General features: G+C 42.2%; 29 protein-coding genes and 1 riboswitch. Of the genes, 4 read left to right on the top strand and 25 right to left on the bottom strand.

The window, feature by feature from the left end; translation table 11 throughout:
• Positions 1 to 18: 18 nt before the first annotated feature.
• The 21 genes from JVX94_RS18545 to JVX94_RS18445 form a co-directional block, all read right to left on the bottom strand.
• Positions 19 to 1,875 (bottom strand): alpha/beta fold hydrolase, encoded by a 1,857-nt coding sequence (locus JVX94_RS18545; RefSeq protein WP_205184077.1) that lies wholly within the window; start codon positions 1,873 to 1,875, stop codon positions 19 to 21.
• Between the two features lie 58 nt (positions 1,876 to 1,933).
• On the bottom strand, positions 1,934 to 2,500 hold the full coding sequence (locus tag JVX94_RS18540; RefSeq protein WP_205184075.1) for a TetR/AcrR family transcriptional regulator: 567 nt from the start codon (positions 2,498 to 2,500) through the stop codon (positions 1,934 to 1,936).
• A gap of 321 nt (positions 2,501 to 2,821) precedes the next feature.
• Positions 2,822 to 4,219, bottom strand: a complete 1,398-nt coding sequence (gene sufB / locus JVX94_RS18535; protein ID WP_007500362.1) for a Fe-S cluster assembly protein SufB — start codon at positions 4,217 to 4,219, stop codon at positions 2,822 to 2,824.
• Between the two features lie 17 nt (positions 4,220 to 4,236).
• The gene (gene sufU, locus JVX94_RS18530; protein WP_008347017.1) at positions 4,237 to 4,683 is read right to left on the bottom strand and encodes a Fe-S cluster assembly sulfur transfer protein SufU; all 447 of its coding nucleotides are present in this window, start codon (positions 4,681 to 4,683) and stop codon (positions 4,237 to 4,239) included.
• Positions 4,673 to 5,893 (bottom strand): cysteine desulfurase, encoded by a 1,221-nt coding sequence (locus JVX94_RS18525; RefSeq protein WP_169055662.1) that lies wholly within the window; start codon positions 5,891 to 5,893, stop codon positions 4,673 to 4,675. The genes sufU and JVX94_RS18525 overlap by 11 nt, the downstream gene beginning before the upstream one ends.
• Positions 5,893 to 7,206, bottom strand: coding sequence for a Fe-S cluster assembly protein SufD (gene sufD / locus JVX94_RS18520; protein ID WP_034280840.1), 1,314 nt, complete (start codon positions 7,204 to 7,206; stop codon positions 5,893 to 5,895). The genes JVX94_RS18525 and sufD overlap by 1 nt, the downstream gene beginning before the upstream one ends.
• 18 nt (positions 7,207 to 7,224) lie before the next feature.
• Positions 7,225 to 8,010: a Fe-S cluster assembly ATPase SufC gene (gene sufC, locus JVX94_RS18515; protein ID WP_034280842.1), complete on the bottom strand. Its 786-nt coding sequence runs from the start codon at positions 8,008 to 8,010 to the stop codon at positions 7,225 to 7,227.
• A 210-nt stretch (positions 8,011 to 8,220) separates the two neighbouring features.
• Positions 8,221 to 8,358 carry a YuzK family famiily protein gene (locus JVX94_RS18510; RefSeq protein ID WP_162838476.1) on the bottom strand — a complete coding sequence of 46 codons (138 nt, stop codon included), beginning with the start codon at positions 8,356 to 8,358 and terminating at the stop codon, positions 8,221 to 8,223.
• 215 nt (positions 8,359 to 8,573) lie between these two features.
• Positions 8,574 to 8,942 carry a carboxymuconolactone decarboxylase family protein gene (locus JVX94_RS18505; protein WP_003212803.1) on the bottom strand — a complete coding sequence of 123 codons (369 nt, stop codon included), beginning with the start codon at positions 8,940 to 8,942 and terminating at the stop codon, positions 8,574 to 8,576.
• Positions 8,943 to 9,045: 103 nt separating this feature from the next.
• Complete coding sequence (gene metQ / locus JVX94_RS18500; protein WP_024423400.1) at positions 9,046 to 9,867, bottom strand: methionine ABC transporter substrate-binding lipoprotein MetQ; 822 nt, start codon at positions 9,865 to 9,867, stop codon at positions 9,046 to 9,048.
• A gap of 14 nt (positions 9,868 to 9,881) precedes the next feature.
• A complete protein-coding gene (locus tag JVX94_RS18495) occupies positions 9,882 to 10,550 on the bottom strand; it encodes a methionine ABC transporter permease (RefSeq protein ID WP_024423401.1) in 669 nt (222 codons plus the stop codon).
• Entirely contained in the window at positions 10,543 to 11,568 is a 1,026-nt protein-coding gene (locus JVX94_RS18490; protein WP_095410052.1) for a methionine ABC transporter ATP-binding protein, read from the bottom strand. The genes JVX94_RS18495 and JVX94_RS18490 overlap by 8 nt, the downstream gene beginning before the upstream one ends.
• 154 nt (positions 11,569 to 11,722) lie before the next feature.
• A riboswitch (SAM riboswitch) is annotated at positions 11,723 to 11,831 on the bottom strand.
• A gap of 102 nt (positions 11,832 to 11,933) precedes the next feature.
• Positions 11,934 to 12,275: an SCP2 sterol-binding domain-containing protein gene (locus tag JVX94_RS18485; protein ID WP_095409521.1), complete on the bottom strand. Its 342-nt coding sequence runs from the start codon at positions 12,273 to 12,275 to the stop codon at positions 11,934 to 11,936.
• Positions 12,276 to 12,395: 120 nt separating this feature from the next.
• Positions 12,396 to 12,698, bottom strand: a complete 303-nt coding sequence (locus JVX94_RS18480) for a thioredoxin family protein (RefSeq protein ID WP_111292656.1) — start codon at positions 12,696 to 12,698, stop codon at positions 12,396 to 12,398.
• A gap of 12 nt (positions 12,699 to 12,710) precedes the next feature.
• Positions 12,711 to 13,055 (bottom strand): ribonuclease M5, encoded by a 345-nt coding sequence (locus JVX94_RS18475; protein ID WP_034281437.1) that lies wholly within the window; start codon positions 13,053 to 13,055, stop codon positions 12,711 to 12,713.
• 131 nt (positions 13,056 to 13,186) lie between these two features.
• Entirely contained in the window at positions 13,187 to 13,423 is a 237-nt protein-coding gene (locus JVX94_RS18470; RefSeq protein ID WP_048237389.1) for a YusG family protein, read from the bottom strand.
• 44 nt (positions 13,424 to 13,467) lie between these two features.
• Positions 13,468 to 13,851, bottom strand: a complete 384-nt coding sequence (gene gcvH, locus JVX94_RS18465; RefSeq protein WP_008347039.1) for a glycine cleavage system protein GcvH — start codon at positions 13,849 to 13,851, stop codon at positions 13,468 to 13,470.
• A 66-nt stretch (positions 13,852 to 13,917) separates the two neighbouring features.
• Positions 13,918 to 14,274, bottom strand: a complete 357-nt coding sequence (locus JVX94_RS18460) for an arsenate reductase family protein (RefSeq protein WP_024423406.1) — start codon at positions 14,272 to 14,274, stop codon at positions 13,918 to 13,920.
• Between the two features lie 111 nt (positions 14,275 to 14,385).
• A complete protein-coding gene (locus tag JVX94_RS18455) occupies positions 14,386 to 16,167 on the bottom strand; it encodes an acyl-CoA dehydrogenase FadE (protein WP_144472183.1) in 1,782 nt (593 codons plus the stop codon).
• Between the two features lie 14 nt (positions 16,168 to 16,181).
• Entirely contained in the window at positions 16,182 to 17,357 is a 1,176-nt protein-coding gene (locus JVX94_RS18450) for an acetyl-CoA C-acetyltransferase (RefSeq protein WP_024426007.1), read from the bottom strand.
• 12 nt (positions 17,358 to 17,369) lie between these two features.
• Complete coding sequence (locus tag JVX94_RS18445) at positions 17,370 to 19,757, bottom strand: 3-hydroxyacyl-CoA dehydrogenase/enoyl-CoA hydratase family protein (RefSeq protein WP_205184073.1); 2,388 nt, start codon at positions 19,755 to 19,757, stop codon at positions 17,370 to 17,372.
• Between the two features lie 199 nt (positions 19,758 to 19,956).
• On the opposite strand from JVX94_RS18445, the gene JVX94_RS18440 reads away from it, so the two are divergent.
• From JVX94_RS18440 to JVX94_RS18430, 3 genes are read left to right on the top strand one after another with little or no spacing between them, the layout of a single operon-like run.
• Positions 19,957 to 20,094 (top strand): YuzL family protein, encoded by a 138-nt coding sequence (locus JVX94_RS18440; RefSeq protein WP_111292652.1) that lies wholly within the window; start codon positions 19,957 to 19,959, stop codon positions 20,092 to 20,094.
• 26 nt (positions 20,095 to 20,120) lie between these two features.
• Entirely contained in the window at positions 20,121 to 20,372 is a 252-nt protein-coding gene (locus tag JVX94_RS18435; protein WP_048237393.1) for a hypothetical protein, read from the top strand.
• 11 nt (positions 20,373 to 20,383) lie between these two features.
• The gene (locus tag JVX94_RS18430; RefSeq protein WP_024423410.1) at positions 20,384 to 20,731 is read left to right on the top strand and encodes a spore coat protein; all 348 of its coding nucleotides are present in this window, start codon (positions 20,384 to 20,386) and stop codon (positions 20,729 to 20,731) included.
• Between the two features lie 215 nt (positions 20,732 to 20,946).
• On the opposite strand, the gene JVX94_RS18425 is transcribed toward JVX94_RS18430, so the two are convergent.
• The 3 genes from JVX94_RS18425 to JVX94_RS18415 all read right to left on the bottom strand — a co-directional run bounded on the left by JVX94_RS18425 (position 20,947) and on the right by JVX94_RS18415 (position 22,693).
• Positions 20,947 to 21,198 carry a YusU family protein gene (locus JVX94_RS18425; protein WP_024423411.1) on the bottom strand — a complete coding sequence of 84 codons (252 nt, stop codon included), beginning with the start codon at positions 21,196 to 21,198 and terminating at the stop codon, positions 20,947 to 20,949.
• Between the two features lie 71 nt (positions 21,199 to 21,269).
• Positions 21,270 to 22,100 (bottom strand): ABC transporter ATP-binding protein, encoded by an 831-nt coding sequence (locus JVX94_RS18420; protein WP_008347057.1) that lies wholly within the window; start codon positions 22,098 to 22,100, stop codon positions 21,270 to 21,272.
• Between the two features lie 146 nt (positions 22,101 to 22,246).
• Positions 22,247 to 22,693 carry a YusW family protein gene (locus JVX94_RS18415; protein WP_205184071.1) on the bottom strand — a complete coding sequence of 149 codons (447 nt, stop codon included), beginning with the start codon at positions 22,691 to 22,693 and terminating at the stop codon, positions 22,247 to 22,249.
• Between the two features lie 113 nt (positions 22,694 to 22,806).
• Between JVX94_RS18415 and JVX94_RS18410 the strand changes: the two genes are divergently transcribed.
• Complete coding sequence (locus JVX94_RS18410; RefSeq protein ID WP_240193786.1) at positions 22,807 to 23,649, top strand: oxidoreductase; 843 nt, start codon at positions 22,807 to 22,809, stop codon at positions 23,647 to 23,649.
• Positions 23,650 to 23,696: 47 nt separating this feature from the next.
• Here JVX94_RS18410 and JVX94_RS18405 read toward each other — a convergent pair whose 3' ends face one another.
• Positions 23,697 to 25,103 carry a S1C family serine protease gene (locus JVX94_RS18405; protein WP_095409527.1) on the bottom strand — a complete coding sequence of 469 codons (1,407 nt, stop codon included), beginning with the start codon at positions 25,101 to 25,103 and terminating at the stop codon, positions 23,697 to 23,699.
• Between the last annotated feature and the right edge of the window lie 43 nt (positions 25,104 to 25,146).

Here is a 25,146-nt window from a genome sequence, read left to right as displayed (position 1 = left end):
TTTATTTATCCCACATTCTCAACTGCTAGTAAGACTATTTTTTATAACCAAAGCTGCCGTTTCACTCGGATGGCTAAGAGGAAAATGATGACCATATGGAACAAAATCAATTTTACCAAGATGCGATGGAGCAGAATAGCCTTTGTCATACTCCCCCCAGATCATATGAGGATTATCCTTTGTTAATTCATTGAATTCACCTTGATCGGTGTTCAGTAGTAAATGATTAAGCTGAACCGTCGTATTTAAAATTCTAGGAGACGTAAAGCTGTTTCTGATTTTTTCAATATAATGTTCAGGGATGCTCTCCGCCCTTTCAAACAAACCCTTACTTAATAAATAACGCTCTATCATTTTAGGAGTTGATAATTTTAAAGACCATTTGTTCATCCATTGAGGAACATTTAGCGATTTAGCATTTTTTTTAGCAACTGGCGGCTGAAGTAAAGTGATTGAATACTTCTTATCTATGTACCCTTGTCCTAGCGCTTCCAGTAGAATAAACGCACCGAATGAATGGCCGATTAGATGTGCACCATTAGCCGCTTTCTCCAATACCTTTTTGACTACATTCAAATAGATATCTAGAAGGTGTTTCCCTCGTTTAAATGGAGAACGTCCCAAACCTGGAAGGTCCAAGATCCATATAGGCTGACCCGTTTTTTCATGAAGCTCTTGTGCTAAAGGAAATAAATCCTCTCCATCACTCAATAAACCATGTAATAAAATAAACGGTTTCCCTTCTCCTTGTAATTGGTAAAGGGTGTTGTTATCGCATAATGTTCGCTCAAATACATGATAATGCTCACCATGTTGATCCATCATGCGATAATCCAGATCAGCTACTACAGCAGGGAAAAAGTTCATGACACTCGTCTTCTTAAACCAATCTTCCCCCATCATGTTTTTCACTGAAGCATTTGAAAATGTTCGTTTTGTCATAAAATTGAGTCCATCAGAAGGAATGTTTGTTATTTTACTTACTCCACTTTTCATCATTGCTTTCATAAACGGCATTGGGACAGAGATTTTTGGTGCTCTCATATTCATACTTTCCGACATCACACTTAATAATTCAGCAATGTTCTGATCGTGCTGTTTGTCTTCAACAAGTGTATATGTTTGAATAGCCGGCTGTTCGATCCTGAGAACCTGCACAATAAATTTTGCAAACTCATCGTTTGAAATCAGTGGCAGCCTATATCCCTTACCTCCAGGAATCACCGGCATGAGCCCTCTTCGTATACTCGTCACAAGCAAACCTAATCCTGCTATCTGCTCTGTACTCCCTGTTTTACTACTGCCGACTATAGTTGGCGGATTAATGACAGAAAGCGGATAACCTACTGCTGATGCCTGTTGACGGATATAAAGATCTGCTAAAAATTTTGTTCTCTCATAAGAATTTTTTATTTTCAGGTAATCATCTCCTTCTTTAAACACATCAATTTCTATCTTGCTATTTTCATCATCAAAGGGACTCATATAACCGACAACATGAATAAATTGCTGCAAGCCCTTCAATTGATGAATACTTTTAGCTAATTCACCAATATGTTTGGCACCATTTAAAAAGACGGAAGCTGCCTCATTACTTGTCGCTTGAATATCCATAGGGCCTCCTGCGTGAATCATCACATCCGTCTTCAATACCCTCTCTTTATCTTCAGGACTTAGACCTAAATCTATTTTCGTCAAATCACCTTCAACAAAGTGCATCACTGACTCTTTTAAAATACCTCTTTCTTGAAAAATGCGTGTCGCTTTACTTTTCGACCTCACTAAAAGAAGAATGTTCACATCCTCTTTAGCTAATTCTTCCACTAATTGCTTTCCAATAAAGCCTGTTCCACCTGTTAAAAATACTGTTTTCATATAAAATCTCCTTTTTAGTACCATTCAGTACTAATTTGATGTAAAAAAAATGCTTCTTTTATCGAAGCAAGTTAAATAAATGATCTGCTGTTTTTGTGATGACAGTGGAATCCTTCAATGTTTCTGAAATAAATAACGCCCCTTCAAGATTTGTAATAAAAAGTGATGCCACCTCATCAATCTGAATCGTATCCCTGAATTCCCCATTCTCTACCCCTTGTTTCAGTAATAGAGAAACTTTCTTTTGTAATCCTGTAAAAAATAGACCTATTTTTTCTTTTATTTGCGTGGCCTGTGCAGGACTTTGAATATAAAGAGTAATAAATGGACAGCCTCCCTTATACTCTCTCGACTGAACTCCTTGTGATAATTGCTTTAAAAACATTTGGATACGATCTTCAACTGAAAATTGGGTCTGAGACATTACGTCGTCTATTGAAGCTTGATACATGTCAATCCAATAATCAACGACCCCTTCTAATAATTCTTCCTTATTAGAAAAGTGATAATACACATTAGACTTTGATACTTTGCTAACACGAACTAATTCGTCCATACTCGTATAAGCAAACCCTTTTTCTAAAAATAAAGTTGCAGCTACTTCAAGTACACGTTTTTGATTCATTAATTTTACCTTTGTCATAATTAGAACTATACAGTACTAATTTGAATGTGGCAACTATTTATGTTCATTTAGAAATAAATTTAATTCCACAGAAAAATATGATGGCTTTAATGATGATATTGGAGGGATGGCTCTGACTTCACGAACTAATTACATCTGTCGTTTCATCAGAAATGTGAATAAGAGCCATTTGTTGAGGATGAACACTGTATACTTCTCCACATTTACATAAAAAAACACAACGCCATGAAGGCTTAATTAACAAGTGGTATCACTCGAAAATAAATGCCTTCAAAAAGCGTTGTGTATCAATGTTTTTTATTAACCAATAGAACCTTCCATTTCAAACTTAATCAAGCGGTTCATTTCAACGGCGTATTCCATTGGCAGTTCTTTTGTGAATGGCTCGATGAAGCCCATGACGATCATTTCTGTTGCTTCTTCTTCAGAAATTCCGCGGCTCATCAAGTAGAATAGCTGTTCTTCTGATACTTTTGATACCTTTGCTTCGTGCTCTAATGAAATGTTGTCGTTTAAGATTTCATTGTAAGGGATCGTATCAGATGTTGATTTGTTATCCATGATGAGTGTATCACACTCGATGTTTGAGCGTGCACCCTCTGCTTTGCGTCCGAAGTGAACGATTCCGCGGTATGTTACTTTACCGCCTTGTTTCGAAATCGATTTCGATACGATCGTTGAAGATGTGTTTGGTGCAAGGTGAATCATTTTCGCACCTGCATCTTGGTGCTGACCTTTACCTGCTAGGGCAATACTTAATGTCATACCACGAGCGCCTTCACCTTTTAGAATGACCGCTGGGTATTTCATTGTCAGTTTAGAACCGATGTTTCCATCAATCCATTCCATAGTTGCATTTTCTTCACATACTGTACGTTTCGTCACAAGGTTGAAGACGTTGTTTGCCCAGTTTTGAATCGTTGTATAACGGCAGTAGCCGCCTTTTTTAACGATGATTTCAACTACCGCACTGTGAAGTGAGTTTGTTGTGTAAACTGGAGCTGTACAGCCTTCTACGTAATGCACATGTGCGCCTTCGTCAACGATGATCAGTGTACGTTCGAACTGACCCATGTTTTCAGAGTTGATACGGAAGTATGCTTGAAGTGGAGTATCTACTTTTACGCCTTTTGGTACGTAGATAAATGAACCACCAGACCATACAGCCGAGTTAAGCGCAGCAAATTTGTTGTCAGTCGGAGGAATGACTTTTGCCCAGTGCTCACGGAAGATGTCTTCGTTCTCTTTTAATGCGCTGTCTGTATCTTTAAACACAATTCCTAGATCTTCAAGGTCTTGCTTCATGTTGTGATACACAACTTCAGATTCATACTGAGCAGATACACCAGCTAAATATTTTTGCTCTGCTTCTGGGATTCCAAGCTTATCAAAGGTTTGTTTGATTTCTTCTGGTACTTCATCCCAAGAACGCTCAGAGCGCTCTGATGGCTTTACGTAGTACGTAATTTCATCAAAGTTTAATGCATTTAAATCTCCGCCCCATTGTGGCATCGGCATGTTGTAAAAGTGCTCAAGAGATTTCAAGCGGAAGTCGAGCATCCACTGAGGCTCTTCTTTCATACGAGAAATTTCTTCAACGATCTCTTTTGTCAGTCCGCGCTCTGAACGGAAAATGGAAACGTCTTTATCAGAAAAGCCGTATTTATATTCACCAACATCTGGCATTTTTTTAGCCATCCATTTTCACTCCAATCTTATGATTTGCCGTTATCTTCGGCAGATGCGCCTTTTTCAAGCGCCTTCCAGGATAATGTTGCACATTTGATGCGCGCTGGGAATTTTGCGACTCCCTGCAGCGCCTCAATGTCACCAAGATCAATGGAATCGTCGTATTCTTTTCCTAGCATCATATCGGAGAAAATCTGAGACATTTTCAAAGCTGTTTCAATATCTTTCCCTTTAATCGCCTGCGTCATCATAGAGGCAGATGCCATCGAAATCGAGCATCCTTCTCCTTCAAATTTCGCATCGATGACTTTTTCGTCTTCTATTTTCATCGTGAGACGAATGCGGTCACCACACGTTGGGTTGTTCATATCGACGACAATGCTGTCGTTTAACACACCTTTGTTTCTCGGATTTTTATAATGATCCATAATCACTTGTCTGTACAGTGTGTCTAAGTTTACATTAAAAGACATTCGTAAAATACTCCTTTGTCTTACGGAGCGCTGCAATAAGTTGGTCAATCTCTTCTTCTGTATTATACAGATAAAAGCTTGCTCTTGCAGTCGCTGATACACCAAGCCATTTCATGAGCGGCTGTGCACAGTGGTGTCCAGCACGAATGGCGACACCTTCCGTATCCAGAACAGTAGACGCATCATGCGGATGGACGTCGTCTAAGTTAAATGTCACAAGCCCAGCTCGGTGCTGCGGTCCATAAACAGTCGCACCATCAAGCTCCTTAAAGCGCTCAAGCGCGTAAGTGGCAAGCTGATGCTCGTAACGGCTGACTTCCTCCATACCAATGTCATTTAAGAAATCAATCGCTTTTCCGAGTCCAACTGCTCCGGCAATAATCGGTGTCCCCGCTTCAAATTTCCACGGAAGCTCTTTCCAAGTAGAATCATACAGATCCACAAAGTCGATCATTTCACCGCCAAACTCAGCAGGCTCCATATTATTCAAAAGGTCCTTCTTCCCGTAAAGCACACCGATGCCAGTCGGTCCACACATTTTATGCCCAGAGAATGCGAAAAAGTCACAATCTAGATCCTGAACATCAATTTGCATGTGCGGGGTGCTTTGTGCACCGTCGACGACAATGATTGCCCCATGATCGTGGGCAATTTTGGCGATTTCTTTAATTGGGTTGATGGTTCCTAATACGTTTGAAACATGTGTGACAGCGACGATTTTCGTTTGATGTGTGATCGTTTGCTTCACATCTTCAAGCGATAGCGTGCCGTCTTCCTGTAACGGAATGTATTTCAATGTGGCGCCAGTTGCTTTTGCTGCTTGCTGCCAAGGGATGATATTCGCATGATGCTCCATATGCGTAATGACAATCTCATCGCCTTCTTTGAGGTTGGCTCTAGCATAGCTGATCGCCACTGTATTTAGTGCAGTTGTTGTACCTCTAGTAAAAATAATCTCCTGGACAGATGAAGCACGGATGAATGCACGAACTTTCTCTCTCGCACCCTCGTATGCGTCCGTTGCTCTTGTGCCAAGGGTATGAACACCCCTGTGAACGTTCGAGTTGTAAGACCGGTAATACTCATTCATTGCATCAATGACCACTCTTGGTTTTTGAGAAGTCGCTGCACTGTCCAAATACACCAAATCATGTCCGTTCACTTGCTGATGAAGGATTGGAAATTGCTCACGAACGTCTTTGATATTCATTATTTTACTTTCCTTTCAATCACAGAAACGAGCTGCTTTTTAACTCCTTCAATCGGCAGTTCTTTGACGACTGGATTTAAGAAGCCATAAATCACAAGTCTTTCTGCATCTTCTTTGGAAATCCCACGGCTCATGAGGTAATACAGTTGAATTGGATCGACACGTCCAACAGAAGCAGCATGCCCTGCTGTCACATCATCTTCATCAATTAAAAGAATTGGGTTTGCGTCACCGCGTGCTTTCTCACTAAGCATGAGGACACGTGATTCCTGCTCTGCATTTGACTTCGTTGCGCCATGCTCGATTTTGCCAATTCCGTTAAAGATAGAGGATGCTTGATCCTTCATCACACCATGCTTCAAGATATACCCTTCAGAGTTTTTACCGAAGTGAATGATGCTTGTTGTGAAGTTTTCAGTTTGGTTTCCTCGGCCGACAACAACTGATTTCGTATCACCGAATGTACCGTCACCCATCAGTTTTGTGATGTTTTCAGATACGACGTCTCCATCATTCATCAGACCAAGCGCCCATTCGATTTTACTGTCACGGCCATTAGCCATACCGCGTCTGTTTACATATACTGTGACTCCTTCTGCAAGGTTATCTACAGCACCGTATGTGACGCGGGCGTTTGCACCTGTGAACACTTCAGAAACGATATTGAAGATCGCTTCTTCCGGTTTTGCTGTACTTATGTAGTTTTCTACATATGTCACAGCACTATGATCGTCTGCTACGACGATGACATGGTTGAACAATGTCGTTTCGTCATTTTCATGAAGATAAACAGCTTGAATTGGTGCTTCAAGCTCAACGTTTTTCGGAACATAGAGGAAAGCTCCGCCATTCACTAAAGCAGCGTGTAAAGCTGTTAGTTTATGCTCATCCACTTTCACTGCATCTGTCATGAAGTATTGTTTCACTAAATCTCCATGCTCACGAATCGCTGTATGAAGATCAGTGAAGATCACACCTTTGTCTTTCGCTTCAGCTGAAAGAGACAAATAGGCCGGCGTTTGATCACGCTGAATGTAAACTGTCTTATCTGTGTCCTCTAAATCAATAAGTGATTTCACTTCTTCTGGAAGCTCTTCTAATGATCCAAATGGTGCACTTTCGACTGTATGCTGTTTGAAATTCGTTAAATTCCATTTTGAAATATTCGTTTTGTCAGGCTTTGGCATTGGGAGGTCTTCTGCTTTTTCAAGAGCCTGTAAGCGAAGGGAGCTCATCCATGCCGGTTCCTGATGCTTCTCGGAGAAGCTTTTGACATAATCTTGATCTACTGATAATTTCGTTTCTAATGTCATCAATAATCCTCCTAACGCTTACGCTTCTTGACCAACAGTTTCGTCTTCAATTCCTAACTCTTTTTTAATCCAGTCATAGCCTTCTGCTTCTAGACGCTGCGCGAGTTCTGGTCCGCCAGATTTCACAATACGACCTTGCATCATGACATGAACGTGATCTGGTGTGATGTAGTTCAGCAGGCGCTGATAGTGAGTGATCATTAAGCAGCCGAAGCTTTCGCCGCGCATTTTGTTAATTCCTTTAGAAACAACTTTCAAGGCATCGATATCAAGACCAGAATCGATTTCGTCAAGGATGGCGATCTTTGGCTCAATCATCATTAATTGAAGAATTTCGTTGCGTTTTTTCTCCCCGCCTGAGAAACCTTCGTTTAGGTAGCGCTGTGCCATATCTGGGTCCATTTCAAGGAACTCCATGTTTTCGTCCATTTTGCGGATGAATTTCATAAGAGAGATTTCATCGCCTTCTTCTCTGCGTGCGTTAATAGCAGAACGAAGGAAGTCAGCATTTGTGACACCGCTGATTTCAGATGGGTATTGCATCGCAAGGAAAAGACCAGCTTGAGCGCGCTCATCTACTTCCATTTCAAGGACATCTTCGCCATCAAGCAAGATGCTGCCTTGTGTTACTTCATATTTTGGGTGACCCATAATTGCAGCAGATAAAGTAGATTTACCTGTTCCGTTTGGTCCCATTACTGCGTGGAATTCTCCACCTTTTATCTCGAGGTTTACACCCTTTAAGATTTCTTTCCCTTCAATCTCAACGTGCAAGTCCTTAATTGTTAATGTCGAAGCAGTCATATATCGATACCTCCAAAATAATCATTATTCTCAATTTATTCTCATTCTAATTTTATAACAAATTAAAACTGAATACAACACATTCACGATAAGCGTGAGAGGATGCTCTCAAAATTCTAACAAAAAAAGCAGGTAGATAAAAGGATTTATGTCGAAAAGACTGTTTTCATAAAGAAAGGGCGGGAAACTGTTCTCCCCGCCCCTCAGCTATTAATAGCCTCGTATATTCATTTTTGCGAGCTGTCTTTTCTCATCTCGGTAGGACTGCTCTCGTTTATATTCCACTTTCATCCGTAAGTCATGGTCTCTTTCGTACTCTGCATAGCTCATGCCATGAGCTTGATGCATGGCCTTTTCCATCTCGGCGGTATAATCCAATCCCAGTGTACTATGGTCCGAACAAATAATAAACCATTCCCTTCCTTGAGTGTAGCTTTATTGTAGCAAACGTATGCGGCTTCACTCAAAAGGGATATGACACCTTATGCTGGCATATTTTCTCACACAATCGGATGAGAAGCACTCAACTCCCTGAGATGGAAAAATACCGTGTTTTGCTTCCCTTAATGCGTCTGTCCTCCAAATTCATCAATACATTGCTGAACGACAGTGATTCCTTGGCTTAGTGCTGCCCCGCCGCCAAAAGCTGCCGCCACGCTGACAACCTCCAGCAAATTCTCTTCTGTCGCCCCTTGATCTAGTGCTCCCTTTGTATGATAAATCATGCAGTATTCATCTTGTGCATGAATACTGATGCCGAGGGCAATCATTTGTTTTTCCTTTTGCGTTAATGAATCGCTTTGGAAGCACTGCTCCGTAAATTCATTAAATTTCTTTCCAAACACCGGCATTTTCTTCTGGAATTCACCCATTGCGGTTTTATAATCAGTCAGTGATTGCTGCATGGATCCGCTCATATGCTGTTCATTCATCTTCATTCCATCCCTTCAGGTCATTTGTACGTTTTTATTATGAGCGAGATTTGAAAAAATACACAAAAAACCTCGCTTTGATAGAAGCGAGGTTGAAATGTTGTTATTCAGATACAGGCAATACTGCACCGTCATATTTTTTGTCGATGAATTCTTTGATTTTATCAGAGTGAAGAACTTCCATTAGTGCCTTGATCTTATCTGATTTTTCGTCACCTTTGCGAACCGCAACGATGTTTGCATATGGGTTGTTCTTTGTTTGCTCAAGTTCGATTGAATCTTTTTTCGGATTCAATTTGTTTTGGATCGCATAGTTTACGTTGATAAATACAGCATCGCCTTCACTGTTTTCATAAGCTTTCGCAGTTAATTCAGGCGCGATTTTTTTGAATTTTAGGTTCTTTGGGTTTTCTTTAATGTTCTTTACTGTTGCGTTGATTGTATCAACCTTTGGATCAAGCTTGATGACACCAGCATTTTGCAGCAGGGCAAGCATACGGCCTTGCTCAGCTACGTTGTTTGTCATGATGATTGTGCCGCCGTTTGGAATATCTTTTACTGATTTGTATTTCTTAGAGTAGATACCGAAAGGCTCAAGGTGAACCGCACCAGCACTCACTAGGTTATAATCTTTGTTTGATTTATTTTCTTCGTTTAAGTAAGGGATATGTTGGAAAAAGTTCGCATCCACTTCTTTTTCAGCTAACGCTTTGTTGTACATTTTATAATCGCTAAGCACTTTCACTTTTAAATCGTAGCCTTTTTCTTTTAGAAGTGGTTTTGCTTCTTCAAGAATTTCGGCATGCGGCGTTTTTGAAGCGGCAACCGTAATGGTTTTGCTTTCACTTGCGTTATTAGATGAACCGCATGCAGCTAAAATACCTGCAAATGCTAGAAATAGTGCACTTAAAATCAATTTCTTCATGAATAAATCCTCCCTTAACGTTTATCAATTTTATTTGTAATCAAATCACCGATTATTTGAATAATAAAGACGATGATGAGAATAAACACAGTAGCTACAAGTGTGACATCAGTATTACCAGATTGGTACCCTTCCACATAGGCGAGGTCACCAAGTCCGCCTGCTCCAATTGCACCTGCAATAGCAGTAGAGCCAATCAGAGCAATCGCTGTTACGGTAATACCTGAAATAAGGGCCGGCAATGATTCTGGCAGCAATACTTTGAAAATGATTGTCGACGTTTTTGCTCCCATTGATCGTGCTGCTTCAATGACTCCTTTGTCTACCTCACGCAGTGCAATTTCGACTAGACGTGCGTAGAATGGAGCTGATCCTATGACAAGGGCAGGGAGTGCTGCATTTGGGCCAAGAATCGTATGCATTAAGAATTTCGTGAACCCTAATAAAAGAATAATTAAAATGATAAAAGGAATCGATCTGAAAATGTTGACGACAGCGCCGATGACAGCATTAATCGGTTTATTTTCCCAAAGACCGCCTTTTCCTGTAAGGAAGAGCAGGAGTCCTAGGATAATCCCGATTGCAAAGGCAAATGCCAATGAAATGAGTGTCATATACACTGTTTCACCTGTTGCACTCCAGATGACGTCTAAATCAACGTTCGGAAACCATTTCTCAAACATGTGTCATCACCTCGATTTCAACCTGTTTGCTTTGGATATAGGCGATGGCTTTTTCTACCTCGGTCTCTTCTCCATTAATGTGGATAAAGAGTGTTCCAAACGCGCCTTCCTGCGTTTGAGAAATCTTCCCTTGAAGGATGTTCACATCGACGTTGAAGGATCGAATGATTTCAGTGATCAGCGGCTGCTCGGCAGAATCTCCGATAAAGGACAACCGTACGACCTGACCTTCTTTTACTCGCTCAAGGACATGCTCAATTGTTTCTTTCGCTTCCTCAGGTTCAGCAAGCTGTTTCACAAATCGCTTCGTCATTTCTTCCTTCGGCTGTCTGAAGACGCGCAATACTTCGCCTTCTTCGACAATACGTCCATTTTCCATGACCGCGACGCGATGACAAATTTTGCGAATGACGTGCATTTCGTGTGTAATCAGCACAATCGTGAGCCCTAGTCGTTTATTGATATCCGCCAAAAGCTCAAGGATAGAATCGGTCGTTTGCGGATCTAACGCAGATGTCGCTTCATCACATAGAAGAACCTTTGGATCATTCGCTAATGCTCTCGCAATACCGACACGCTGTTTTTGCCCGCCGCTTAGCTGAGACGGATATGCATTTTCTTTTCCTTCTAAACCGACCAATTTAATCAGTTCATTCGCACGCTCTCTCCGTTTCGATGTCGGTACACCTGCGATCTCAAGCGGGAACATAATATTTTGTCTCACCGTTCTTGACCAAAGCAAGTTAAAGTGCTGGAAGATCATGCTGATTTCTTGTCTTGCTTTCCGAAGTTTCGCATTCGATACTTCATTGATTCGGTTGCCTGCCACTTCAACAATTCCTTCTGTTGGCAGCTCCAGACCGTTTAATAGGCGAATAAGTGAGCTTTTTCCTGCACCGCTATACCCGATAATTCCGAATATTTCACCTTTATCAATATCCAAGTTGACGTCTTTTACGGCATCAACATTTCCGCTTTTTGAATAGTACGTTTTTGATACATTCTGTAAATGAATCACAGTCTGATCACCTGCTTTCTTGCTGAATCTATAGGTTGCCATCACATACGTTATTTATTCTTCTTTCTGTCATGACTCTAGCCTGTCGCCAGGTCAGTAAAAAAGACCTAACTGCAACGCAAGCAGAAAGGCCTTTTATGTCAATTACGCCTTTCTCTCATCTTTCAAAGCGCTGCGGCTTTGAGTGAATTGGCACCAATTTCAGCTATGCTGACGGTTGCCGGGTTTCATAGGGCACGTCCCTCCACCTCTCTTAATAAGAGAAAATATGTTGTTTTATGTGATGTTCATGTTTTTACTAACGTAGAATATCATGCTACCCGAGATATGTCAACGCTGTAAATCGCTAATTTCCAAGTAAACAACTACGTTATCATTTTTCGAAAAAAACCGTTCGTCAGCCAAAGCACTGCCTCTAGTCTAAGGAGCGCCCGGAATGACCCTTTGACTTTGACTTGTCCCCTGCTGATTAACTGCTGTAAGGACATATCTCCATCTAATAATTGAAGAATTTCTTTCCTCTCACCATAAAAGATGAGATCCGATAACTCAATTGCAGGTAGTTTCTTCACTTCACCACGTTCATCCACAATCAATGTACAAGAGTCAGTTTCCGCCTCAAATGTAATCTTCAAGGATGATGATGAGAGCAGCGGCTTTAATAATAAACGCTGCCCTGTGTTACCATGGGCTTTCACTTTTTCCACATGTATAACCTCCCTGTCATTTGGTTATACATAACATTTCTCTACAAACATCGGCTTGTCCTTTATAAATAACTCGACAAATTTTCAAATGAATTTCTTGAAATATGACAAAAAACCGCTTTATTTAGCGGTTTCAATCATTTCATGAAGATATGGAACTGAGTGAAATGCATAGCCTTTTTGCACCAATTTACCTTTTTTAAACAGTAGAAAGCAAGGAACACTCTCGATCTCAAACTCTTTCGCAAAGCTTGGTGAGTAGTTTAAATTATTTTCGTAAAATGGTACATCCGGCTGCATGGCGTCTACGACTGCCAGCATTTTCTTTGCCAGCTGGCATGTTCCGCAAAACGGTGTATATAAGTATAAAAGAAATAAATCGTCCTCTATCTCTTTGAATTCGTGTTCTTCAATCTCTTTCATATACGTCCACCCTCATAAATATTTCGAATGAACATCAATGTTTGCAGCTAATAGGATAGATGCAATGTGGGCTGACGGTGAAGCGGCCACTTCGCGGTACGTTCTGTCGACAAAAAGATGAAGTGCTTCAGGGAATTCTTTTCGAAATTGCTTCCGCAGTTTGTCGCCTGCATCGTCACTGTCTGCTAATATGTAAACGTCTTTCCCCAATAAATCGTCTACAAGCTGATCCAGCTTCGATGTACTGATCGTGCCATTGGTGCAAATGATGGTAACAGGTTCACTTATGACTTCTTTTAGCTTTTGTTTGTCTGTTTTACCTTCTACAATGATGACCTTTTCTATCTCGACATTCATCACGATCACCCGGCCCTTTTGACGTTGATTCACTTCTTCCTTAGATTACAATCTTTCATTCAGGTTGTAAAGATTGAGCGCCTCGTCATCAAAAAGACTGCAGCTTCTGTTCACTGCAGTCTCATCTGTGATTAGCACCAGCCATTTTCATCGTCACAGTCAACATATTTTTCTGTCCCGTGGGTCAATGTATCCGTTAGTCGATAAAAACGGTTTTGATCATAAGAATATCCCGATTTAAGCTCATATTGGTTTTCACTAATCATCGTGCCAATCTCTTCATTTTGATGATAAAGCACCATGCCGCTTTCTTTAAATCGTCCAGTGACATGCTCTGTTATATCCACGTGTTCTTTTTGAAAAGACAAATTGGACACCCCCCATAAAGGTAGAGTGTCCAATTCCACATGAATTAGTCTTCTTTTGTCATTTCTTCATATTGCTCAGCCGTCATTAAGTTCTCGATTTCAGATGCATCAGCTGGTTCTACAACGATCATCCATGCTTTTTCGTATGGAGAGTCGTTGACGAATTCTGGGCTGTCATCCAGCTCATCGTTCACTTCAACGATTGTGCCATTGATCGGTGCATAAAGTTCAGAAACAGTTTTCACTGATTCTACACTTCCGAAAGGCTCGTCCGCTGTGATTTTGTCTCCTACTTCAGGAAGCTCAACGAACACGATATCGCCCAGCTCAGATTGAGCAAAATGCGTAATACCGATACGCACCTTATCTCCTTCTACTTTGACCCATTCATGTTCTTCTGAATAACGTAAATCTTTTGGTGTGCTCATTCAATACCCCTCCAGTCTTTTCTTACAATCTATATTGAAGATACCACAATCTGAATGAAAGTTACATCATTTCCAGACGCTTTTAAATGTATCTTCATTAAATCCAACCGTCACTCGTTTTCCGTCTGTTGTAATCGGGCGCTTAATCAGCATTCCGTTAGACGCGAGTAATTCTAGCTGCTCGTCCTCTGACATTGCAGGAAGTTGATCTTTCAGCTGCAGCTCCCGGTATTTTTGTCCGCTTGTATTAAAGAATTTCTTCAGCTCTAAACCGCTTTTTTCGTAAAGGGCTTTTAATGTTTCTTTATCAGGCGTCTCTTCGACGATATGTATGCTGTTGATGTCTTTATTGTGTGCTTCCAGCCATTTTTTTGCTTTTCGGCATGTACCACAAGATGGGTATTCATAAAAATCTAAAGCCACCATTTTCACCTCCTGCAAATAGTGACAACATTTTATCACAAAATATTTTAAAAACCTAAATGTATGCTTACAAAAAGGTGCGGAGTGATATCCGCACCTTTTAAGCCGTCCTTATACGATATATTTCTCTGCTTCAAAGATTCGTTTCGCCACTTCGCGCTTTTTGGCGATGACATTGATCGGAGTAAATCGCGTCAACTTGCGAAGGGCTGACAGGCTCATGCGGAGTGAATCCCCTTCCTCCATCGCAATCAAAGATTCTTTTGCATGGGCTTCAATCTTTAAGAAAGCTTCCTGCGTGAAAATTTGAGTGTAAGCAAGCTTTTGAGCATTCTTTTCTTCCCCTGTTGCAGCGATTGCCTTTTCTGTGCGCAGAATCGCTGATTCAGCAGCAAAAATTTCATTGACGATATCGGCTATGTTCACAAGAATTTCTTGCTCTTTGTCTAAGGCTTTCCCGTATTTCATTGCTGCCATACCAGCCACCATTAAGGCGATCTTTTTCCCATGAGAGAGCAAATATTTTTCTTGATCGAGCGGCTGATCGCCTGGCTCTTCCGGCATCATCATCATCAGCTCTTCCTGTAAGGTTTGCGCCTTTTGAAGCAGCGGGAGCTCTCCTTTCATCGCTTTTTTCAAGAATGTACCTGGTACAAGTAAACGGTTGATTTCGTTTGTCCCTTCAAAAATCCGGTTAATTCGTGAGTCACGATAGGCTCTTTCGACCTCGTATTCTTGCATGAATCCATATCCGCCGTGAATCTGCACGCCTTCATCCACAACATAATCTAACGTTTCAGAGCCAAGCACTTTACAGAGAGAACATTCAATCGCATATTCCGCAATGGATTGAGCAATTTGTTTGCCGTCTTTTTGCTCTTCATCACTTAAGAGACCCATCCGCTGTTCAAATAATCCAACCGTGCGGTAAACTGCACTTTCCATTGCATAGAGCTTTGCTGACATATTGGCTGCTTTTTCACCAATTAAGCTGAATTGAGAAATTGGTGTTTTGAATTGCTTACGCTGGTTCGCATATTCTGCCGACAATTGAATGACGCGTTTTGATGCACCGATTGTGCCAACTGCCAGCTTATAGCGCCCAATATTCAAAATGTTAAAGGCAATCACATGTCCTCTGCCTGCTTCACCGAGCAAATTCTCCTTCGGTACTTGGGCATCTTCAAGAATTAATGTTCTTGTCGATGATCCTTTAATACCCATCTTTTTCTCTTCAGGTCCCGTTTTGACACCTGGAAAATCCTTTTCGACGATAAAAGCAGAGAAGTGTTCCCCATCAATCTTCGCATACACAACAAAGACATCGGCAAATGCAGAGTTTGTGATCCACTGCTTTTCTCCATTGAGGACATAATGGGTACCTGCTTCATTCAGAACTGCCGTTGTTTTTGCTCCAAGAGCGTCAGAGCCTGATCCCGGCTCAGTGAGTGCGTACGCCGCAATGGTTTCCCCAGAGGCGAGTCCAGGCAGGTACGTTTCCTTTTGCGCTTGATTTCCGAAGAGTACGATCGGCAGAGAACCAATACCGACATGAGCGCCATAGGAAAGTGAGAAGCTTCCTGCTCTAGCGAATTTTTCAGTAATGATAGCTGAACTGATTTTATCTAATCCAAGCCCGCCGAATTCTTCAGGCACATCGGCTCCTAAAAGTCCAAGCTCACCAGCCTTTTTGAGTAGCCTCACCGAATGCTCGAACTCATGGTTTTCAATTTGATCTATATGTGGAACCACATCTTGTAAAATATAATCCTCTGTTGTCTTTCCAATCATTTGATGTTCATCAGAGAAATCCTCCGGTGTAAAGATATGCTCATAATTCGTCTCATCAATTAAAAAGCTTCCACCCTTTTTTACATCTTCCAATGCTTTCATCCTGATTTCCCCCTTTAAATCAATTCAAAAATTCCTGCTGCTCCCATGCCTCCGCCGATACACATTGTGACAATGCCAAATTGCTCGTTTCGTCGTTTCATTTCATGAATAAGTGACAGCGTGAGTTTCGTACCTGTACAGCCGAGCGGATGTCCGAGCGCAATCGCCCCGCCGTTGACATTCACCTTTTCTTCATCAATCCCTAAATGGCGAATGACTTGAATTGCCTGAGAAGCAAACGCTTCGTTTAATTCAAACAGTCCAATATCCTTTAGCTCTAGTCCAGCGATTTTCAGCGCACGCGGAATGGCTTCAACCGGCCCGATCCCCATCACCTCAGGCGGTACACCACCGACAGCAAATGCTCTGAACTTAGCGAGCGGCTGAAGAGAAAGTGAGGATGCTTTCTCGCGGTCCATCATCATCACACACGCAGCCCCGTCACTTGTTTGAGACGAGTTCCCTGCGGTCACCGTGCCTTTTGTCGAAAAGGCTGGACGCAAAGTAGACAGAATCTCCTCCGTTGTGCCTGCTCTCACACCTTCATCCTGTGAGAACGTGAATTGATGCTCTTCTAATTGATATTGCTCACCTACCCGTCGCTCTGTTACATCAACAGGCACAATTTCATCTGAAAATTTCCCTTCTTGAAGTGCCTTTGCTGCCTTTTGATGACTCCTCACCGCAAAGGCGTCCTGATCTTGACGTGTGACCTGATACTTTTGCGCCACTTGCTCTGCCGTGTGCCCCATGCTCATGTAGTATTCAGGTGCTTGCTCTGCCAAGAGAGCATTTGGACGAATGGAATGACCCATCATCGGCACCTGCGACATCGATTCGACTCCTCCGGCTAAAATCGTGTCTGCCTGCCCGAGCATAATACGTTCACCCGCATAAGCGATAGATTGAAGACCAGACGAGCAGTAACGGTTTATGGTGATGGCAGGTACCGTATAAGGCAGTCCCGCTAATGCCCCAATATTCCGCGCCACATTTAACCCCTGCTCTGCTTCTGGTGTTGCACAGCCAATGATCAAGTCATCTATCTGACCGTCGTATTCACCGGCACGCTTTAACGTTTCTTTTACACATAATGCGCCCATATCATCAGGACGGACATGTTTTAATGATCCTTTTTTCGCCTTCCCTACTGGTGTTCTTGCGCCAGCGACAATGACTGCTTCTCTCATTTTGACTCCCCCTTAGTTACGTAAAGGTTTTCCTTTGACGAGCATGTGCTGCATACGTGCCTGTGATTTCACTTCTCCTACAAGACTTAAAAAGGCTTCTCTTTCAAGCTCTAATAAGTATTGCTCCTCTACCTCTGTTCCAAATGGCAGTTTCCCGCCGGAAATGACATGAGCTAATTTTTTTACAATGGTCATGTCATGCTCTGAAATGTATCCTGACAGTCTCATATTTTCAGCAGCCAAAATCATCGCTGCATAGCCTGTTTCTCCCATGACCGGCACCTTTTGCTTGAGCGGCGCTCGATAACCGGCTTCATCTAGAGAGAGCACCAGTTGTTTTGCATCATAGATCAAGTGATCTCCGTTCATACTGATCCGGTCACTCATGCGGAGCATGTTCATATCCCGCGCATCCTCAGCTGAAGTCGATACTTTTGCCATTGCAATTGTTTCAAATGTTTTCAGCGTGGCATCCTGTATAGCCGTCTGCGACGGCTTCGCTGATCCTTGCAGGTGACGAAGATATAACTCTTTGTTTCCGCCGCCTCCTGGAATCAGCCCAACTCCCGCTTCCACAAGTCCCATGTAAGTTTCGCTGGACGCCTGAATAGCTGCTGCCGGCAGACAAACTTCTGTTCCGCCTCCTAATGTCATCCCAAACGGTGCAGCTACGACTGGGCGCTCGCTATATTTCACCTTCATCATTGCCTGCTGGAAGCGCCTGATCACAAAGTCAATTTCAAAGAAATTATCGTCCTGTGCTTCCATTAAAATCAGAGCAAGGTTAGCACCAACACAGAAGTTCTTCCCTTGGTTTCCGATGACAAGCCCTTTATAATTCTTTTCCGTTTCATCAACAGCGCGATTGATCATATCAATGACATCTAGTCCAATGGCATTGCTTTTAGAGTGAAATTCGAGCAAGGCGACATCATCACCAATATCGATCAGGCTCGCACCAGAATTTTTGAAGATAACGTCGTGTTTCTTTTTCAATCTAGCTAAAGATATATGTTTGTCGTTCCATTTTTCCTGTTCATAAGCGCCATTATGATAAAACGCACGGTCTCCATCAGCATTCTCTTGATAGAATGTGTCGTGTCCTTTTGACAGCATGTCTTGCACCCACGCTGGGATGCTGTGACCTTCTGCTTCCATGCGCTCGGCGGCTTTTTTGACACCAATTGCATCCCACAGCTCAAATGGGCCATGCTGCCAGCCAAATCCCCATTTCATTGCGTTATCGATAGACTGAATATCATCCGCAATTTCACCTGTTAGATGAGCTGAATAAAGAAGTACGGGCGCTGTCATATTCCAAAGTAGTTGCCCTGCACGGCCATCCTGATAAATAAGCGCTTTCAACTTTGCTTTTGCACCCTTTTGCTGCTTCGCCATTTCAATGCCTGGATCTTTCAGCTTTGTGCGTTCTCCATATGTGAGCGTGACTGGGTCAAGCTCTAAAATGACCTTCCCATTTTTTTGATAAAAACCTTGGCCTGCCTTGCTGCCAATCCATCCTTTTTCGAGCATGCTTTCAATAAACTCAGGCAGCTGAAAAATCTCTTTTTCCTTTCCTTCCACCTGTTCATATACGTTTCGTGCCACATGAGAAAACGTGTCGAGTCCCACTACATCCAGTGTACGGAAGGTCGCACTTTTCGGTCTTCCAATGAGGGGTCCTGTGACCGAATCCACTTCTCCGATGGTGTATTTGTTCTCAAGCATTTCACGCACTGTGACAAGAAGTCCATAAGTGCCAATGCGGTTTGCGATAAAGTTCGGTGTGTCCTTTGCTTCAACCACACCTTTGCCGAGTACATCCTCGCCAAATGTTTTCATAAATGAAAGTACTTCTGGATCGGTTTCTTGAATAGGAATGATTTCTAAGAGCTTTAAATAACGAGCTGGGTTAAAAAAATGTGTGCCTAAAAAATGGCGTTTAAAATCATCTGATCGGCCTTCTGCCATTTTTTCAACTGAAATACCGGATGTATTGCTTGATACGATGCTACCTTCTTTGCGGTGTTCGTCGATGAGAGAGAATACGTGCTTTTTGATGCTGAGCTTTTCAGTGACGACTTCAATGATCCAGTCAGCATCGTGTAATAAGGAAAGGTGGTCTGTGAGATTTCCCGGTGTGATGTATGATAGGTTTTTTGCTGAAGTAAGAGGTGCTGGCTTTTGCTTTAACAATTTTTTCATCGCTTCTTGACTTAATCTATTCCGAACACTAGGGTGATCAAGCGTCCGCTTTTTCGCCATTTCTTCCTTTGTCAGTTCATTTGGCACAATATCTAGCAGTGTAACTGGTATCCCAATATTGGCTAGATGCGCAGCAATGCCTGAGCCCATGACACCTGAACCAATGACAGCCGCCTTGCGAATATGTTTGCCCATAAATATCCCCCTAAACATTTTGAATGAACAGTCATTCATTTTTTGTCCAAAAAAAAGCAATGCCTCTTTCTTTATCTTAAAAGATTTTCCGAAACAGTTCAATAGCAGATTTCAAAAATTTACACATTCTCAAGTGCCTCCGTTTGCGGCGTATGAATTAAAGATGAGAGGGAATTGTAAGAATGGAGGTGATGTCCACATGTCTCGTTTGAAGAAAAACCCATCGAAAGCAGGCGTAAGTGCTGCAAGTGTAAAAGGAAACGCAGGTCCATCACAGGAAGCAGACCTTGGCGGGAAAAAAACCAGTCAAAATCAGCAATATAAAAAGCATCAGTAAGGAAACAAAATCGTAAGGAGGAACACATGTTGAACAATCAGCAAATGAATATGCCCCCAGAAGTCATTTCAGTGAAAGATTCCTTATACTTAGAGGATATGCTCAACTGGAACTTGATCGCCATGAAAAAGGCTCATTTTATGGCCGAGCATTGCCAAGACCAAACATTGAAACAGGAATTAAATCAAGTTGGCCAAATGCATCATCAGCATTACACACAAATTCTTCAGCATTTAGGCAGCTCAGGGCAAGGCCAGTCTACTGGCTTTATGCAATAGGAGGAAAAAACATGGAACAGCAAAATCAACAAAAAATCGGGAATCCACAAACTCCGGTTCCCACAACAACAAACATGAACGATCGTGATTTCGTCACAGATCTCTTGTCGACTGAAAAATATATGACAAGTGGATACAACACAGCGCTCAATGAATTCAGTCATGAATCTCTTTATCAGGATATTCAGCGAATTGCGCTCGAAACACAGAAAACACAAAGACATTTATATGATGTCATGTTCCGATATGGCTGGTATTCTGTTGAAGCCGCTGATCAGCAAAAGCTCCAGCAGGCACATCAGAAATTCCAGCAAACACTGACAGATCAATCCCCGTACGGTTCATCACAAATGTCATAAGAAAAAAACTGCCAGTTGGAGCTGGCAGTCAATTGTTGATAAAGGGCTAAAATGATTTTTATTTTAGCCCTTTGTCTTCTTTTCAGCGTGATAGAAAACCTTTGCAGCCCTAGGAAGGACAGCTACTTTTGCGGAGCGAATTGAACATTCGTGAGCACCAGCGCACAGGACTGACAAAGAATGCGAGGGTTTGTCTACACGCTGCTGGCAGTTTTTTAACGGTCTTTATTGGCGCGATGAGCCTCGTTCAACTGTTTGATCCGTTGAATCGTGTGTTTGATTTCTTCTTTTGCTTCTGGATACGTTTCATTGAAATGCTTTGCTAGCGGCGGCATGCTTTTTGCAATATGAGAGTAGATCACCCACTGTTTCACATCTTGTTTCAGCTCGTCTGTTGATTCACCGAGCAGCAGCTCTGTATATTTATCAAGCAAGCCTTCCAGCTTTTCATCTAATTCATTTCCCATTGATACTCCGCTCCTTTTTCAGAAAAAAGCCTGACTCTGTGAGACACAGATGTCAGGCTTTTGACATACGATTATCTTGCAGCAAGAAATGTTTCAGCTTGCGCTTGCTGCACAATACAGCGTCCTCTACCGTGCGGAATACATAATGGTGTTCCAAATAAAGGATCTGTTGTCACTTGGCAATTCATATCAAAGACATTTTTCACGAGATCACAATTAATCACTGTTTCTGGTCTGCCTTCTGCATAGATCGACTTGTCTTTAATCGCCACAAGATGGTGAGCATATCTGCATGCGAGATTGAGATCATGAAGAACCATCACAATCGTGCGCTGCTCTTTCTCATTTAAATCAAACAGAAGGTCCAAAATTTCGATTTGATGCGTCATGTCTAAATATGTCGTCGGCTCATCTAACAAAATAATATCGGTCTCTTGTGCCAGCGTCATCGCAATCCATGCACGCTGCCTCTGCCCACCTGATAATGAATCAACGGTCCGATCAGCAAGGTCTTCCATCTTTGTTGACTTCAATGCGCGGTTCACTGCTTCTTCATCTTGCTTCGACCACTGCTTCAGCCAATTTTGATAAGGATATCTGCCTTGCTTCACTAACTGATGCACGGTCAATCCTTCTGGGGCTTCTGGTCCTTGTGGAAGAATGGCGAGCTGTTTCGCTACTTCCTTTGTAGGTAATTTTGCAATGGAATGACCTTCAAGCAGAACAGAACCACCCATTGGCTTCATGAGACGGGCCAAAGAGCGAAGTAGCGTGGATTTACCGCATCCATTACTGCCAATAAATACTGTGATTTCTCCCTTAGGGATTGATACATTTAGTTCGTCTATGATCATTGTTTCTCCGTAGCCTAAGCTTAAACCTTCAGTAGAAATGGCACTCATTCCGCTCAAACGCTCCTTTTCTCATCCAAATTTTTATATGAAATATCGTCTATGTACAGACGTAAAAGATCACTTATCTCAATTTAGTGTATCAGATTTAAGTGATCTTGAAAATCATTTTCAATTAAAAAATGAGAAAGTCTCGTTTATTTCTTCTTTTGGAATGTACGTTTGGTCCCATCTTCGAGCTTCAGATCGATCTGAATCCGCTGATAGTCATCATCTAAATTAAAAGCAGTTAATAGTTCATTTACATACGCTTCATTGATCTTTGCACTAGGAATCGACATATCATTCAGCTTCATCTTCATCTCGCGCAAGGCTTCTTCCCCTTCATAGCGGACACCATTCATATGATCACGAATGAGTGCTTCCTCTTTGCCTCTTGACTGACGGTAAGTCGCTTCGTATAATTCGTTTTTCTGTCCATATTGTACATGCAGATGTATATGCTGAAATGGCAGTTCCTTCATTTGAACAGCTGACAGACTTTCTGCTTCTGCTTCATGTGTTTGTTGTAACGGTTCAATTGATTGACAGCCGGACAGCATAAAGAGCAGCACTCCTATTCGTCCCGCCTTCTTCCAACACATCATGTGTTTCCTCCTATTTCACAGCATCGCTTTTTATTCTTCTCCAAGCTCCTTTTCGTTATTCAATAAAACATCGCACTATGATAAATTTAAACAAAAAGGAGAACCGGATAATGAAAAAAACAGCCATTGTAACTGGTGCCAATAGCGGCTTTGGCAAGCTCATCACAATGCGTCTCGCCAAGCGGGGCTATACAGTGATTGCCGGCGTCAGACAGGAAACCAATGCAAAAAAGCTCGCTGAAGAAATCGAGCAAGCCTCTTTATCTGGCATGATACATATTGAAGCGTTAGATGTGACCGATACGCAGTCAATTCAAGCATTTCAGAAGAAACTGCATGACTACGCACCCATTACCCTGCTTGTGAACAATGCGGGAACAGCCTTTGCTGGTTTTGCGGAAGAGGTTCCTGTCGACACGTACCGCCAGCAATTTGAAGTGAATGTTTTCGGTGTGATGGAAATGACCCAAGCGGTGCTGCCGTTTATGACAAGTGGTGCAAAGATTTTCAATATGAGCAGCATCAGCGGATTAATGGGGATGCCTGCCCTATCTCCATATGTATCGTCTAAGTTTGCGTTGGAAGGCTATACAGAAAGCTTGCGGATTGAACTGGCTTCGTTCGGTATACAGGCGGCCTTGATCGAGCCGGGCTCTTTCCAAACGAATATTTGGAACACCTCCATGAACGAGCAAATGATTCAACCCGCAGAAGGATCGAAATACACAAAACTCTATCAAAAGATGATGGCCCATATTGATGCCCAGAAATCCAACTATGGAGATCCTCTTGAAGTGGCAGAGCTTGTTGTACGATTAGCAGAAAAGAAGCGGCTGAAACGGCTGAGATATCTTGTTGGAAAAGGCGTACGACTTTCATTCACAGCAAAGCAGCTTCTACCTTGGAACATGTGGGAACACATCATACTACGGACACTCTCTTCAAAAAAATAAGCACAAAAAAACAGGTGGATATGTTGACATCCACCTGTTTTTTTCATTTATTCGCTATCTGACTGTCCAAGGGTAATATCTAGATTTTTGTTCTTTCCTTCACGAATGACTGTCATTGTGGTTTTATCGCCGACTTTTGTTTCTTTATAAAGAATTTCTTTCAGCTGAGAGCTGTTCACTACGTCTTTCCCTTTGAACTTGATGATGACATCTCCAGATTTCAAGCCTGCTTTTTGTGCAGGTGAACCTTTTGAAACATCCTTTACATAAATGCCTTTGCCGATTTGTTTATCAAATAAGCCGAGCGTATTTTCTTGATACGTCTCAGGCACTTGCTCAAGATCAATCATTTGAACGCCAAGATATGGACGTTCAACTTTTCCATTTTTCAACAGCTCATCTACAATCGGTTTGACATCGTTACTTGGGATCGCGAATCCAAGTGATTCCACACCGCTTTCGCTGATTTTCAAGCTGTTGATGCCAATGACTTGACCATCTGTATTGATCAGTGGCCCCCCGCTGTTTCCTGGGTTAATGGCTGCATCTGTTTGCAGCACATTCATCTCCACCGTACCAGATGATGTATTTGCTTCTACAGTACGATCAAGACCACTAATGATTCCTTCTGTCACAGTACCTGAGAACTGTGCACCGAGCGGATTCCCAATGGCAATGACTTTATCTCCAGCACGAAGCTTAGAAGAATCACCAAAGCTCGCCACTTTATCAATGCCGTCTGCGTTCATTTCAACAACGGCTAAATCTGTCATGACATCACTGCCGACAAGCTTTGCGTCTTTTGTTTTTCCATCATAAAGGGTGACCTTGATTTTATTGGCACCTTCGACAACATGGTTATTTGTAATAATGTACGCTTTTTTGCCATCTTTTTTGAAGATGACACCAGAGCCTGTTCCAGCTTCAGCTTCTGTTTGATCACCGCTCAAGCCAAACGAATTTTGTGTAGATTGATAGTTTGAGACCCCAACAATAGTGGGCTCTAAATCTTCTACCATATCAGCAACATTTGTGGCATTGGTGATTTGTTTTGTCGAGAAATTATCTGAGGCTGCCGGCTCGCTTGATGCTGTCTGCGTTTGCGTGTTGGCAGCTGTATCCTGTGACTGCGGCAAAAGCGGTGTAATGCCAAGTACAAGACCCCCGCCAATAATTCCTCCAAGAATTGGACTGAGCCATGCCGCCTTCCGCTTTTTCTCTTTTTTCGACGCACGGTCATCCACCATTTGAGGAGAATGCTTTGTCACACTCTCCTGCGAGGCAGATGCTTCGTTTTCATGCTGGTGAAAAACGAGTTCCTTCTCTTTTTCTGGTGCGTCTATTTGTTTCTCATTCTCTTGATGGGTATCTTTTTGCTGATTCATTTCATTGTCTTGATGCGCGTTTTCAGGATGATTCATCTTATTCTCTTCATCTTCTCTTCGGAAATCCATCGCTTGCACTCCTTTACATCATGTTTCATTCATATGTCTAGAT

The organism is Bacillus sp. PDNC022 (assembly GCF_016919285.1).
In the GTDB taxonomy this organism is placed as follows: Bacteria; Bacillota; Bacilli; order Bacillales; family Bacillaceae; genus Bacillus; species Bacillus safensis.
The sequence above is the reverse complement of the archived record's forward strand: the minus strand, read 5'-3'. Positions and strand labels throughout refer to the sequence as shown.

Bases quoted from the DNA above. Each gene is read 5' to 3' on its own strand.
- JVX94_RS18510 (WP_162838476.1), bottom strand. From the start codon at position 8,358: ATGCATCAAGCTCATGGCATGAGCTATGCAGAGTACGAAAGAGACCAT.
- JVX94_RS18410 (WP_240193786.1), top strand. From the start codon at position 22,807: ATGAAAAAAACAGCCATTGTAACTGGTGCCAATAGCGGCTTTGGCAAG.
- JVX94_RS18415 (WP_205184071.1), bottom strand. From the start codon at position 22,693: ATGTGTTGGAAGAAGGCGGGACGAATAGGAGTGCTGCTCTTTATGCTG.
- JVX94_RS18475 (WP_034281437.1), bottom strand. From the start codon at position 13,055: ATGAATGTCGAGATAGAAAAGGTCATCATTGTAGAAGGTAAAACAGAC.
- JVX94_RS18545 (WP_205184077.1), bottom strand. From the start codon at position 1,875: ATGAAAACAGTATTTTTAACAGGTGGAACAGGCTTTATTGGAAAGCAA.
- JVX94_RS18445 (WP_205184073.1), bottom strand. From the start codon at position 19,757: ATGGGCAAACATATTCGCAAGGCGGCTGTCATTGGTTCAGGTGTCATG.
- JVX94_RS18430 (WP_024423410.1), top strand. From the start codon at position 20,384: ATGGAACAGCAAAATCAACAAAAAATCGGGAATCCACAAACTCCGGTT.
- JVX94_RS18525 (WP_169055662.1), bottom strand. From the start codon at position 5,893: ATGAATATCAAAGACGTTCGTGAGCAATTTCCAATCCTTCATCAGCAA.
- JVX94_RS18455 (WP_144472183.1), bottom strand. From the start codon at position 16,167: ATGAAAGCATTGGAAGATGTAAAAAAGGGTGGAAGCTTTTTAATTGAT.
- JVX94_RS18420 (WP_008347057.1), bottom strand. From the start codon at position 22,100: ATGAGTGCCATTTCTACTGAAGGTTTAAGCTTAGGCTACGGAGAAACA.
- metQ (WP_024423400.1), bottom strand. From the start codon at position 9,867: ATGAAGAAATTGATTTTAAGTGCACTATTTCTAGCATTTGCAGGTATT.
- JVX94_RS18435 (WP_048237393.1), top strand. From the start codon at position 20,121: ATGTTGAACAATCAGCAAATGAATATGCCCCCAGAAGTCATTTCAGTG.
- sufD (WP_034280840.1), bottom strand. From the start codon at position 7,206: ATGACATTAGAAACGAAATTATCAGTAGATCAAGATTATGTCAAAAGC.
- JVX94_RS18440 (WP_111292652.1), top strand. From the start codon at position 19,957: ATGTCTCGTTTGAAGAAAAACCCATCGAAAGCAGGCGTAAGTGCTGCA.
- JVX94_RS18540 (WP_205184075.1), bottom strand. From the start codon at position 2,500: ATGAATCAAAAACGTGTACTTGAAGTAGCTGCAACTTTATTTTTAGAA.
- sufU (WP_008347017.1), bottom strand. From the start codon at position 4,683: ATGTCTTTTAATGTAAACTTAGACACACTGTACAGACAAGTGATTATG.
- JVX94_RS18450 (WP_024426007.1), bottom strand. From the start codon at position 17,357: ATGAGAGAAGCAGTCATTGTCGCTGGCGCAAGAACACCAGTAGGGAAG.
- JVX94_RS18505 (WP_003212803.1), bottom strand. From the start codon at position 8,942: ATGAATGAACAGCATATGAGCGGATCCATGCAGCAATCACTGACTGAT.
- sufC (WP_034280842.1), bottom strand. From the start codon at position 8,010: ATGACTGCTTCGACATTAACAATTAAGGACTTGCACGTTGAGATTGAA.
- JVX94_RS18405 (WP_095409527.1), bottom strand. From the start codon at position 25,103: ATGGATTTCCGAAGAGAAGATGAAGAGAATAAGATGAATCATCCTGAA.
- JVX94_RS18495 (WP_024423401.1), bottom strand. From the start codon at position 10,550: ATGTTTGAGAAATGGTTTCCGAACGTTGATTTAGACGTCATCTGGAGT.
- gcvH (WP_008347039.1), bottom strand. From the start codon at position 13,851: ATGAGCACACCAAAAGATTTACGTTATTCAGAAGAACATGAATGGGTC.
- sufB (WP_007500362.1), bottom strand. From the start codon at position 4,219: ATGGCTAAAAAAATGCCAGATGTTGGTGAATATAAATACGGCTTTTCT.
- JVX94_RS18480 (WP_111292656.1), bottom strand. From the start codon at position 12,698: ATGAAAGAGATTGAAGAACACGAATTCAAAGAGATAGAGGACGATTTA.
- JVX94_RS18425 (WP_024423411.1), bottom strand. From the start codon at position 21,198: ATGGGAAATGAATTAGATGAAAAGCTGGAAGGCTTGCTTGATAAATAT.